Origin of the sequence: Serratia sp. OS31, assembly GCF_014164835.1 — a bacterium.
In the GTDB taxonomy this organism is placed as follows: Bacteria; Pseudomonadota; Gammaproteobacteria; order Enterobacterales; family Enterobacteriaceae; genus Serratia; species Serratia liquefaciens_A.
The window spans coordinates 313,778-325,711 of record NZ_JACJFQ010000001.1 but is presented as its reverse complement, the minus strand read 5'-3'; the positions used below and the strand labels follow the sequence as shown (position 1 = coordinate 325,711).

Sequence of the window (11,934 nt, the reverse complement as noted above, 5' to 3'; positions counted from 1 at the left end):
TCAGTTCGCCAGCAGTTGGTGCAGTTGGGTCATGACCTGCTGCACCTCTTCTGGCGTCAGCGCGCCGTCTTTGGCGAACTGGATCCTGCCTTGCTTATCCAGTACCACAATGGCCGACCCTTTCGGCTGCAAATCCCAGGCCTTGCGTACGTTGCCGTTGCTGTCGACCACAAACTGCGACCAGGGGAACTCTTTCTTGCTGTCTTCAATGCTGTTGCGAACAAACACCGCGGTGCCGAGTATCGCGTCGTCGGTATTCACTATTGTCGTCGTTTGGTAACGATCGTGCGGTAGTTTAGCTTTCTTAATCGCTTCGATCAGCGGGTCGTTCATCGCCTTGGCAGAGCTACGGCCGGCAATATGCTGGATGACTCGCACTTTCCCACTGAGTTGCGCGCTATTCCAGTTTTGATAGCTAAACTTATCATTAGCGTAATTCAACTCTCCCTTATCGCTGACGCCGACCGGCGCGACGCGTTGCTGGAGTTGCAGGTTGTGCGCAGAGGCTAAAAAGGGGGCAAGCAGCAGGGAAACAATAAGCAGGTGACTTTTTTTCATGCCTTCTCCTTGGAAGGGGAACGGTGCCGACAGCACCCGACAGCCTAAAGCATAGGTGGTGATCGGAGGTCTGTCCTGTTAGCTGGATCGCAGTTTCCTCTTCTGGCCGGTAATACCTGTGTTTTGAAGGGATATACTGAAAAAGTTATATATTATCATATACAATTCTGTCAAAAAGTGTAAATCCAGTGAAGATATCCAGGCGGAAGTGAACGATATCGTCTTTACTTGGTCTACTACATGCAATCAAGTTGCGTTCTTACTTTAGAAGCTGCCACTTTGGCGGCTCGCTGAGCGCATGGACCAAACGGAGGAGAGTAATAGAATGAGAATCTTCCAGCGTTATAATCCGTTGAAAGTGGCGAAGTACGTAAAAACCCTGTTTCGTGGCCGGCTGTATATCAAAGATGTGGGCGCGTTCGAATTCGACGAAGGGAAAATCCTGCTGCCGAAAATTCGTGACCGGCGCCACTTCAGCGTGATGTCAGAGGTAAACCGTCAGGTGTTGTTATTGCAGACTGAGATGGGTTGATGCGCGGTTAGTATCCGGCAACTGAAGCACCTGCAAAAGCTAAAATAATTGCGGCCCCGATGGGGCCGCTGACGTTTTTACCGTCCGGATCAGGCGGGGGCGTTATCTTCTGGCGCCTTCGGCAGTACCGCCGCCGGTTTGTCGCTCAGTTTGGTTACCAGCAACTGGTCAATCTTGTAGCTGTCGATGTCCACCACTTCAAACTTGTAGCCGGCGTATTTCACGAAGTCGGTGCGTTTTGGGATCTTGCGCAGCATGTACATCATAAAGCCGCCGATGGTTTCGTAGTTGCCCGCCTGCGGGAACTCGTCAATGTGCAGAACGCGCATCACATCGTCGATTGGCGTGCCGCCCTCAATCAGCCATGAGCTTTCGTCGCGTGCGACGATCTGCTCCTCCTGGCCCTGACCCACCAAATCGCCCATCAGCGTGGTCATTACGTCATTCAACGTGATGATACCCACGACCAGCGCATATTCATTGAGAATAACGGCAAAGTCCTCGCCGGCGGTCTTAAAGCTTTCCAGCGCTTCGGACAGCGTCAGGGTATCCGGCACGATCAGCGCCGCGCGGATTTGCACACCGCTGCTCAGCACCAGGCTTTGATTGCCCAGCACGCGGTTCAGCAAGTCTTTGGAGTCAACGTAGCCAACCACCTGATCGATATTACCGTCGCACACCAGGAACTTGGAGTGCGGATGGGTCGAGACCTTCTCGATAATGCTTTCTTCGGTTTCACGCAAATCGAAGTAAACCACGCTTTCGCGCGAGGTCATCGACGAAGGTACGGTGCGTGACTCCAGTTCGAACACGTTTTCGATCAGCTCATGTTCCTGTTTGCGCAGTACGCCAGCCAGGGCACCGGCTTCCACTACCGCATAGATGTCGTCGGAAGTGATGTCGTCCTTGCGCACCATAGGCAGTTTGAACAGGCGGAAGATCAGGTTTGCCATGCCGTTGAAGAACCATACCAGCGGCCGGAAGATCATGATCGAGAAGCGCATCGGGTTGATGATCCGGACGGCGACCGTCTCTGGTGCAATCATACCGATGCGCTTCGGGGTCAAATCTGCGAACAGGATGAACAGGCTGGTCACCAGGACGAACGAGCAGATAAAGCTGACTTGCTCCGCCATCTCCGGGGACAAAAAGCGGTCGAACAACACTTGAAAGCTGGGGGAGAAGGCCGCATCACCGACGATACCGCCGAGAATGGCCACGGCGTTCAGGCCAATCTGCACCACGGTAAAGAACAGCCCCGGGGTTTCCTGCAGTTTAAGGACTTTGGCGGCATTGACGTTACCTTCGTCAGCCATCAGTTTCAGTTTAATCTTGCGTGACGCGGCCAGAGAAATTTCCGACAGTGAGAAAAACGCACTCACTGCGATCAGAAAAAGAATCAGTAAAATACTGTTTAACATAATCTATCCATACGTGCCGACGGGATGACGGCGCTCTTGAGGAAGGGTAGTACATTGTAAAAAAAGTAGTGATAACAACCAGAAAGGCGGCTATCAGGCCGCAGAAGCGGCCCGCATAGTATAGCAGCAGCCCTACAGGGGCCGCCAGCGGTTAAAAAATTACCGCTGCCCAAAGGCTTAGCCCTGGGGGGGTAAGCAAACGCCGATGCCGCCCAAACCGCAGTATCCTTCAGGATTCTTGTACAGGTACTGCTGATGGTCGTCCTCGGCATAGTAAAACGGCAGTGCCGGCACCACTTCGGTGGTGATGCTGCGCTGGTCGCCCGCTTGGTTCATGGCCTGCTGGAAACGCTGCAGGCTGCTTTCGGCCTCGCTCTGCTGTTCCGGCGTCAGCGTATAAATCGCCGAGCGATACTGGGTGCCGACGTCGCCCCCCTGACGCATGCCCTGCGCCGGGTCGTGGTTCTCCCAGAACACCTGCAGCAACTGCTTATAGCTGATGATTTTCGGATCGAACACCACGCGCACCACTTCGGTATGGCCGGTCTGGCCGCTGCACACTTCGCGGTAGGTTGGGTTTGGCGTAAAGCCGCCGCTGTAGCCTGCTGCCGTGCTGTATACCCCCTGCTGTTGCCAGAACAGACGCTCTACGCCCCAGAAGCATCCCATGGCGAAGATAGCCACTTCCATGCCGTCCGGCACCTGGGTCATCGAATGATTGGTGACCACGTTGAGTGTGGCAACCGGCATGGGAGTCGTGCGGCCAGGCAGTGCGTTTGCCTTGTCGACGGTTTGAGTTTTATCGAAAAATGGCACCACGGTTGACTCCTGTTGTCACAGTAAGAATTGGCCTAAGAAGCGGCAGTTCGGTTGTATCTAACCGCAACTTTGCCCACAATAAGCTACACATTTAGATTATGAATCAGATTAACGCAGTATTTAGAGCGCCAAAAGCTAAGAATGCGCCAGATTACTGCGGCAGTAAAATCGTAATATGCCGCGTCTGGAATAAGGCTGAAAGGGCTGCCGTCTTGATAGCGCGGAGTATGCCCTGGCACCAGAGCGCGTGTTATAACAGGAAAGTAAAATAAATTAAGGAGAACGCGTGCCACGATACCGTGCCCTGTGCTTTTTGTGTGCGCTGCTCGCGACGCCTGCGGCGTTTTCGGCGAATGTGCGGCTGCAGGTTGAAGGACTTAGCGGGGAACTGGAAAAAAACGTCCGGGTGCGCCTGTCTTCCATCACTCCGGAAGAGGTCGGCACTGATGGCCGTTTCCGCGCACGCGTGGATGAAGCGGTTCGTCAGGGGCTGAGAGCGCTTGGCTATTATCAGCCTACCATCGATTTTACGTTGGACGATCGGCCAGGGCTGGCGCGGCCGGTCCTGCACGCAAAGGTCAATCCGGGTGAACCGGTGCGCATTGCCGGCGCTAATATCGTGTTGGAAGGCGGTGCGAAAACCGATGAAGACTATCTGTCGCTGGTCAAAAAAGGCAAGCCGACGATAGGTGAGATCCTCAACCACGGTAAATACGACAGTTTTAAAGGTTCACTGACCGGTCTGGCGCTGCGCAAAGGCTATTTCGATGCCGATATGACCAAAAGCCAGCTCGGCGTGGCGGAAGGTCTGCATAAGGCCTATTGGGATATCGATTTCGACAGCGGGCAGCGTTACCGCTTCGGCCGGGTGAAGTTCACCGGCTCGCAAATTCGTGAAGACTATCTGCAAAATCTGGTGCCCTTTCATCAGGGGGATTATTACAGTTCGGAAGACCTGGCCGAACTGAACCGCCGTTTGTCCGCCACCAACTGGTTTAACTCGGTGGTGGTCTCCCCTGATTTCCAAGATGCCAAAGAGAACAAGATTTTGCCGCTAGATGCGTTGGTGTCGCCACGCACTCGCAACACCATCGAAACCGGGGTCGGTTACTCCACCGACGTCGGCCCGCGCATTAAAGGCACCTGGAAGAAGCCCTGGCTTAACGATCGCGGCCACAGTCTGGAAACCAGCGCCAGCATTTCGGCCCCGGAGCAGCAGCTCGATCTGACCTATAAGATCCCGTTGCTGAAGAATCCGCTGGAGCAGTATTACCTGCTGCAGGGCGGGCTCAAGAACGTCGATCTCAACGACACCAAGTCCGTCACCTCCAAAGTGGTAGCCTCGCGCAACTGGGATCTCTCCAGCGGCTGGCAGCGGGCGATCAACCTGACCTGGCGCTGGGATAACTTTACCCAGGGTAACGTCAGCAATACCACCATGCTGCTGTACCCCGGCGTCAGCCTCAACCGCACCCGCTCGCGCGGAGGCCTGATGCCGACCTGGGGCGATAGCCAACGCTACTCCATCGACGTTTCCGACACCACCTGGGGATCCGGCGTGGACTTTGCGCTGATGCAGGCGCAAAACGTCTGGATCCGCACCCTGGCCGATAAGCACCGGTTCGTGGCGCGCGGGCAGGTGGGGTGGATCGAAACCAACGACTTCGACAAGGTGCCGCCAGACCTGCGCTTCTTTGCCGGCGGCGATCGCAGCATCCGTGGCTACAAGTACAAAGACATTTCACCCCGCAACGATGACGGCAAGTTGACCGGTGCCTCCAAGATGCTGACCGGCTCGCTGGAGTATCAATACAACGTGACCGGCAAATGGTGGGGGGCGATGTTCGTCGATTCCGGTGAAGCGGTGAACGATATCAAGCAGAGCAACTTCAAGACCGGCGCCGGCGTAGGCGTACGCTGGCAGTCGCCGGTAGGGCCTGTGAAGCTGGATATCGCCGCGCCCGTGGGGGACAAGGACACCCACGGGATGCAGTTCTACATCGGTTTGGGGCCTGAACTATGAGCCTGATAAAAAAGATTTGCTTTGGTTTCCTGATTGTCTTGCTGTTGCTGGTAGGGGCGGTGGCGTACTTGCTCGGTACCACCAGTGGTTTGCATATGGTGATCAACGGTGCGGCGCGATGGGTGCCGGGGCTGGACATTGCCAGCGTGAGCGGTGGCTGGCGTGATCTGACGCTGAAAGGCGTGAAGTATCAGATGCCGGGCGTCACGGTGAATGCCGGACAATTCCATCTGTCACTCGATCTGGCCTGCTTTAAAAACAGTTCGCTGTGCGTCAATGCGCTGACCGCGCAGGACGTCGACGTGGTGGTGAAAACCAAAGAAATGACGCCGTCCGCGCCGGTGGAAGAGACCAGCGAGCCGACCACCAATCTGAGCACGCCGTACCCGATCACTCTGCGTATGCTGACGTTGAACAACGTTAAGGTCAGCGTAGACGACACGGCAATCTCTCTCGGCGAGTTCCGTACCGGAGCGCAGTGGCAAGAGCGTGCGCTGACCTTGCTGCCCACCAAAATCAGCGGCCTGTTGATTGCACTGCCGAAAACCCCGCAGAACCCGTTGCCGGAGGCGATACAGCCGGCTGTCGAGGTCGCGAAAAAAGTGGGTGAACAGGTCGACAAGGCGGCGAAACCGGCACCGGTGCCGGAAGAGAAACCGCTGGGCGAAACGTTGAAAGAACTGTTCGCCAAGCCGCTGCTGCCGGATCTGCCGGAAATTCGCTTGCCGCTGGATATCACCGTTAAGGAAATCAGTGGGGAACAACTGCGGCTGACCGGTGATACCGAGGTGCTGATTACCAGCCTGCTGCTGCAGGCCAGCACCCAGGATCAGCATATCAAGCTGGATAATTTTGATGTGAAATCCCCGCAGGGTACGTTGTCTGCGCAGGGGCAGGCGACGCTGACCGGCAGTTGGCCGGTGGAAATGGTGGCCAACAGCACGCTGAATATCGAGCCGCTGAAAGGGGAAAAGGTCAAACTGAACGTCGGCGGCGGGCTGCGCGAAGAACTCAAAGTGGCGCTGAACCTCTCCGGGCCGGTCGGTGCACAGCTTGATGTACAGACCCAATTGGCTGAAGTGGGTTTACCGCTGGCACTGACGCTGCAAAGCAAACAGCTGAAATGGCCGCTGAGCGGCGAGCCGCAATATCAGGTTAACGATTTCCGCCTGCGCTTTAATGGCAAGGCCACCGACTATGCCTTGTCGACCCGGGCCAATATCAAGGGACAGGATCTCCCGCCGGCAGTGTTGACGCTGGACGGTAAAGGTAACGTCGAACAGTTCAAACTGGATCGCCTGCGGTTGGCGGCCTTGCAGGGCAATACCGACCTGACGGCGCTGGTGGACTGGAGCAAGGCCATCAGTTGGAATTCACAGCTGACGCTGAGCGGCATCAATACCGCCAAGCAGTGGCCGGAATGGCCGGCGAGGTTGGACGGTAAAATCACTACGCGCGGCAGCCTGCACGGCGGCAGTTGGCAACTGCAGGTGCCGGTGCTGCAGCTCGACGGAAACGTGAAACAAAACAAGGTCACCGCGCGAGGCACGCTCAGCGGCAACGCAGCCGGTCAGTGGAAAATCCCGGGTATCGATCTGACGCTCGGACGCAACCAACTGAACGTTAAGGGCCAACTGGACGAGAAAAGCTGGAACCTGGATGCGAACATTGACGCGCCGCGTCTGGATGGCGCTCTGCCAGGATTGGGCGGTACGGCGAAAGGCTTGCTGAAGCTGCGGGGCAACCTGCAGGCGCCTCAGCTGCTGGCTGACCTGACCGCTTCCGGCCTGCAGTGGCAGGCGCTGCGCATCAACCGGGTGAAGATTGACGGCGACGTCCGCTCCAGCGACCAGATCCAGGGTCAGCTGGCGGTACGCGTTGAGCAACTTAAGCAGGATGCGCTGGATATCAGCCTACTGACACTGGATGCCAAAGGCAGTGAGAAGCAGCATCAGCTGCAGTTGAAAATTGACGGCAAGCCGGTATCCGGTCAGTTGGCGCTGCAGGGCAGTTTCGATCGCCAACAGCAGCGCTGGCGCGGCAACCTGAACAATACCCGTTTCGATACCCCGGTGGGCGAATGGCGATTGACTCGCGCCATTGCGCTGGATTATCTGAATACCGCGCAGAAAATCAGCGTTGGGCCGCACTGCTGGCAGAACCCGAACGCCGAACTGTGCGTGCCGAAAACCATCGAAGCCGGGCCGAGTGGCCAGGCCAGCGTGGTGTTGAACCGCTTTGATCTGGCGATGATCAAACCTTTCCTCGGCCCGGAGACCGCCCTGAGCGGGGTATTCACCGGGCGGGCGGACGTAAGCTGGAAGCCGGGCGGTGCGCTGCCGGACGCCAAAGTTTCCCTGGTGGGTAACGGAGTGAAGGTGGTTCAGCAAGTGCAGGGCAACGCGCTGCCGATCGCCTTTGATCGGCTGAACCTTAATGCCGGCCTGTCCAACGGTCGTGCGCAGGCCGACTGGTTGATCAAGTTGACCAATAATGGCCAATTTGACGGTAACGTGCAGGTGGCCGATCCGCAGGTACGACGCAATATCAGCGGCAACGTCAATATCACCAATATCTCGCTGGCGATGATCAATTCGGCGTTGATGAAGGGGGAGAAAGCCGCGGGCATGCTGAATGCCAATCTGCGCCTGGGCGGCAGCGCGCAGAAGCCCCTGGTTTATGGCCGGATGGCGTTGGATAAGGTTGATATAGATGGTCACTGGATGCCGTTTGATATGACGGACGGCCGCCTGGTGATGAACTTTGACGGCATGACCTCGACCATGGAAGGGCTGGTCAGCACCACGCGCGGGCAGCTTAACCTGTCGGGCGATGCCGATTGGCGGGATATTAACGCCTGGCGCGCACGTATCGCCGCCAAGGGCGATAAGCTGCGGGTGACGGTGCCGCCGATGATCCGCATCGACGTTTCACCCGATCTGGTCTTTGAAGCGACGCCGCAGTTGTTCTCGCTCAATGGTTCAGTGGATATTCCGTGGGCGCGCATTACGGTGCAGGAGTTGCCGGAAAGTGCGGTGGGCGTCTCTTCCGACGAAGTGATGCTGGACAACCAACTGAAGCCGATACAGCCGAAAACCGCAGGGATCCCGATCAACAGTAACCTGATGATCCACGTGGGCAACGACGTGCGGCTGGATGCCTTTGGCTTAAAAGCCCGCCTGAAGGGCGATCTGAAAGTGGTGCAGGACAAGAATGGCCTGGGCCTCAACGGCCAGATTGACATCCCTTCCGGTCGCTTCCATGCTTATGGTCAGGATTTGATCGTTCGCAAGGGCCAACTGATGTTCTCAGGGCCGCCGGATCAGCCGTTGCTTAATATTGAAGCCATCCGTAATCCTGATTCGACCGAAGACGACGTTACCGCTGGGGTACGCGTTACCGGGTTGGCGGATGCACCCAAGCTGGAAGTGTTCTCGGATCCGGCCAAATCTCAGCAGGAAGCGCTGTCTTATCTGCTGCGTGGGCAGGGATTAGGCAGTTCCGGCGCCGATGGTAACGCAATGACCTCAATGTTAATTGGGATGGGGGTTGCACAAAGTGGTCAACTTGTGGGTAAAATCGGCGAGGCGTTTGGCGTAAGCAATTTGGCCCTGGATACTCAGGGTGTCGGCGACAGTTCCCAGGTTGTCGTGAGCGGTTATGTTCTCCCAGGCTTACAAGTAAAATATGGGGTGGGTATTTTCGACTCGCTGGCTACGTTGACGTTGCGTTACCGCCTGATGCCTAAATTGTATCTGGAAGCGGTGTCTGGTCTCGACCAGGCATTAGATTTGCTCTATCAGTTTGAGTTTTAGCGATGCGAATAATTGTCTACGGCAGTTTACGACGCAAACAGGGAAACAGCCATTGGATGACCAACGCCCAATGGCTCGGCGAGCATGAGCTCGAAGGCTATCAGATTTATAATCTGGGCCATTACCCGGCGGCGATCCCTGGAGAGGGCACGGTACATTGCGAAGTGTACCGCATTAACTCATCGATTTTGGCTGAGCTGGACGAACTGAAAAGCAACACCAAGGACTATAAGCGCGAGCTGATTCAGACGCCTTATGGGAGTGCGTGGATCTACCTGTATAAACACAGTGTGGACGGTTACCCGCGAATTAACAGCGGCGACTGGCTGAAGCGTCTCGACGAAAAGTAAAAAAAAACACCGCTCACTGAGCGGTGTTTTTTTATCGGACGGCGGCAAGAATTACTTCTTGGCGGCACGTTCGAAAGAAGCAACGATTTCAGCTTTGGCAGCGGCAGCATCTGCCCAGCCTTCCACTTTCACCCATTTGCCTTTTTCCAGATCTTTGTAGTGCTCGAAGAAGTGAGCGATCTGGGCGCGCAGCAGTTCCGGCAGGTCGTTCACGTCTTTGATGTGATCGTACTCTTTGGTCAGCTTGCTGTGCGGTACGGCAACCAGTTTTGCATCTTCGCCGGCTTCGTCGGACATCTTCAACACGCCAACCGGACGGCAGCGGATCACAGAGCCAGGCTGCAGTGGGTATGGGGTTGGCACCAGCACGTCAACCGGGTCACCGTCCAGAGACAGGGTGTGGTTGATGTAACCGTAGTTGCACGGGTAGAACATCGCGGTGGACATGAAACGGTCAACGAACAGCGCGCCGGTGTCCTTGTCGATTTCATATTTGATCGGATCGGCGTTTGCCGGGATTTCGATAACAACGTAGATGTCTTCCGGCAGGTCTTTGCCAGCAGGGACCAGGTTCAAGCTCATGTCGGTTTCCTTTAATCAAACCAGAAATGGAGTGGCGGCTATTATAGCGGACTCTTTTGCGAATTCCTGCCCTTTTCATCATCCCCGCCCCGGCGCAGAGCCATCCATCGAATTTCCAGATAAATCCTCCTGCGGCGTTAAGTTTTCTCGAGGGTTGCCGATAACTTCATCAAATAATAATGAGTCGGCGAAGTCTGGCTCCGCGTTTTACCTCCTCTACGTACGATCTCACTATTTCTGAAGCCGGGAAGAACTCATGCTAAAAAAGATTACGGTCAAGGCCGGGCTGATTGCCCTGTTGAGCCTGATGACGCTGCTGTTGATTATGGTCAGCACCATTGGCGTCAACGCGATTAACGAAGGATCGCGCTCGTTACACACCCTGAATCAAATCCTGGGGGAAGAGTTGGGGTCGCTGGCCAGCAGTTCCAACCTGACGCTGCGCGCCAGAACCGCTGCCTCATTGGCGGTGCGCCAACGGGAAATCGGCCAGATTGAGGTTTCAGATGCTACGGTGGGCCGTATCTATGACTACCTTGCGCAATCGAAGCAGGAAATGGCGCGTTTTGTCAGCGTCGGTACCGTCACCGAACGCGGACGTGAGCTGTCCGGTCGTTTGCAAAACAGCTACCGCGCCTATCTGGAACAGGGCGTTGGGCCCATGGCCGACGCCATCAAGGCCGGCAAAATTGATGATTACTACGACATTCAGGAAACAAAAATTTCTGCCCTGAGCATCGCTTTTGAAAAGGACCTCAGTGATTTCCGCAGCTTCGCCATGAAGATTGGCCAGCAGCGGGTGAATGAGGCGCAAAGCAATGCCAGCACCAAGATTACCTTGATCGTGATTGCCGGCCTGCTCAGCATTTTGCTGGCAGTACTGGCCTGGTTTGCGCTGCGGGTGATTATCCTGCGTCCGCTCGATGAGTCTATCGCCCAGTTGGAGTATATCGCCAGCGGCGACCTGACACACAGCATTACCGGCGAAGGCGAGACCGAAATGGGCCGTCTGGTGCGTGCGATGCAGCGAATGCAGCAGGCCTTGGTCAGTTCGGTCAGCAAGGTGCGCGATGCCAGCAGCCAAATTGACACCGGTTCACGCGAACTGGCTGCCGGCAACTTGCACTTGGCGCAGCGTACCGAAGAGTCGGCCGCTTCTCTGGAGGAAACCGCCGCCAGCATGGAACAGCTGACCTCGACGGTGAAGATGAACGCCGAGAACTGCGAACAGGCTAATCAGCTGGCGCTGAGCGTATCCGATATTGCCAACCAGGGCAGTGAAGTGGTCAGTCAGGTCATGGACAAGATGCAGGCGATCACCGACAGCTCACGCCGCATTGCCGATATCATCAGCGTGATGGACGGCATTGCCTTCCAGACCAACATTCTGGCGTTGAATGCGGCGGTGGAAGCGGCACGTGCCGGTGAACAAGGGCGTGGTTTTGCCGTGGTGGCCGGTGAGGTTCGCAGCCTGGCTCAGCGCAGCGCGCAGTCGGCGAAAGAGATCAAAGGTTTGATTGAAGCGTCGCAGAATCGGGTACAAGAAGGGGAACAAATGGCCGGTTCGGCGGCGAAAACCATGAACGGCATTACCGGTGAGGTGGGCCGGGTGACGGCGCTGATGCGGGAAATTTCTGCGGCTACGCGTGAGCAAAGCAGCGGTATCGAGCAGGTAAACCTGGCGGTGGCGCAGATGGATCAGGTGGCGCAACAGAATGCGGCCTTGGTCGAAGAGTCGGCGGCGGCGACGCGCTCGCTGGAGGATCAGGCTCAGTTACTGGCGCAGAGCATGGCGGTGTTCAAATTATAATGCCGGGGACGGCTTGCCGTCCCC

Annotated in this window: 9 protein-coding genes; 5 read left to right on the top strand and 4 right to left on the bottom strand. The window is 56.3% G+C overall.

Translation table 11 applies throughout. The features are described from left to right. On the bottom strand, positions 1–558 hold the full coding sequence (locus H5P17_RS01515) for a YtfJ family protein (RefSeq protein WP_044553950.1): 558 nt from the start codon (positions 556–558) through the stop codon (positions 1–3). A 325-nt stretch (positions 559–883) separates the two neighbouring features. Here H5P17_RS01515 and H5P17_RS01510 point away from each other — a divergent pair, with 325 nt between their 5' ends. Next, positions 884–1,090, top strand: coding sequence for a DUF1107 domain-containing protein (locus H5P17_RS01510; protein ID WP_012004917.1), 207 nt, complete (start codon positions 884–886; stop codon positions 1,088–1,090). Between the two features lie 89 nt (positions 1,091–1,179). Here the strand turns inward: H5P17_RS01510 and H5P17_RS01505 are convergent, their stop codons facing one another. Together H5P17_RS01505 and msrA are read right to left on the bottom strand one after the other, a co-directional pair. Then, positions 1,180–2,511 (bottom strand): hemolysin family protein, encoded by a 1,332-nt coding sequence (locus tag H5P17_RS01505; protein ID WP_020824927.1) that lies wholly within the window; start codon positions 2,509–2,511, stop codon positions 1,180–1,182. A gap of 177 nt (positions 2,512–2,688) precedes the next feature. Beyond that, positions 2,689–3,330, bottom strand: coding sequence for a peptide-methionine (S)-S-oxide reductase MsrA (gene msrA / locus H5P17_RS01500; RefSeq protein WP_044553951.1), 642 nt, complete (start codon positions 3,328–3,330; stop codon positions 2,689–2,691). A 286-nt stretch (positions 3,331–3,616) separates the two neighbouring features. Here msrA and H5P17_RS01495 point away from each other — a divergent pair, with 286 nt between their 5' ends. Genes H5P17_RS01495 through H5P17_RS01485 form a run of 3 tightly spaced genes read left to right on the top strand, consistent with a single transcriptional unit; the run spans position 3,617 to position 9,518 of the window. Continuing rightward, a complete protein-coding gene (locus H5P17_RS01495; protein ID WP_182820931.1) occupies positions 3,617–5,353 on the top strand; it encodes an autotransporter assembly complex family protein in 1,737 nt (578 codons plus the stop codon). Continuing rightward, positions 5,350–9,168, top strand: a complete 3,819-nt coding sequence (locus H5P17_RS01490; protein ID WP_182820930.1) for a translocation/assembly module TamB domain-containing protein — start codon at positions 5,350–5,352, stop codon at positions 9,166–9,168. The genes H5P17_RS01495 and H5P17_RS01490 overlap by 4 nt, the downstream gene beginning before the upstream one ends. Before the next feature lie 2 nt (positions 9,169–9,170). After that, a complete protein-coding gene (locus H5P17_RS01485) occupies positions 9,171–9,518 on the top strand; it encodes a gamma-glutamylcyclotransferase (RefSeq protein WP_006317485.1) in 348 nt (115 codons plus the stop codon). Between the two features lie 51 nt (positions 9,519–9,569). On the opposite strand, the gene ppa is transcribed toward H5P17_RS01485, so the two are convergent. Continuing rightward, a complete protein-coding gene (gene ppa / locus H5P17_RS01480) occupies positions 9,570–10,100 on the bottom strand; it encodes an inorganic diphosphatase (protein WP_004952787.1) in 531 nt (176 codons plus the stop codon). Between the two features lie 256 nt (positions 10,101–10,356). On the opposite strand from ppa, the gene H5P17_RS01475 reads away from it, so the two are divergent. Further along, positions 10,357–11,910: a methyl-accepting chemotaxis protein gene (locus tag H5P17_RS01475; RefSeq protein ID WP_182820928.1), complete on the top strand. Its 1,554-nt coding sequence runs from the start codon at positions 10,357–10,359 to the stop codon at positions 11,908–11,910. Positions 11,911–11,934 lie beyond the last annotated feature (24 nt).

Bases quoted from the DNA above. Each gene is read 5' to 3' on its own strand.
- H5P17_RS01515 (WP_044553950.1), bottom strand. From the start codon at position 558: ATGAAAAAAAGTCACCTGCTTATTGTTTCCCTGCTGCTTGCCCCCTTT.
- H5P17_RS01510 (WP_012004917.1), top strand. From the start codon at position 884: ATGAGAATCTTCCAGCGTTATAATCCGTTGAAAGTGGCGAAGTACGTA.
- H5P17_RS01505 (WP_020824927.1), bottom strand. From the start codon at position 2,511: ATGTTAAACAGTATTTTACTGATTCTTTTTCTGATCGCAGTGAGTGCG.
- H5P17_RS01490 (WP_182820930.1), top strand. From the start codon at position 5,350: ATGAGCCTGATAAAAAAGATTTGCTTTGGTTTCCTGATTGTCTTGCTG.
- H5P17_RS01485 (WP_006317485.1), top strand. From the start codon at position 9,171: ATGCGAATAATTGTCTACGGCAGTTTACGACGCAAACAGGGAAACAGC.
- ppa (WP_004952787.1), bottom strand. From the start codon at position 10,100: ATGAGCTTGAACCTGGTCCCTGCTGGCAAAGACCTGCCGGAAGACATC.
- H5P17_RS01475 (WP_182820928.1), top strand. From the start codon at position 10,357: ATGCTAAAAAAGATTACGGTCAAGGCCGGGCTGATTGCCCTGTTGAGC.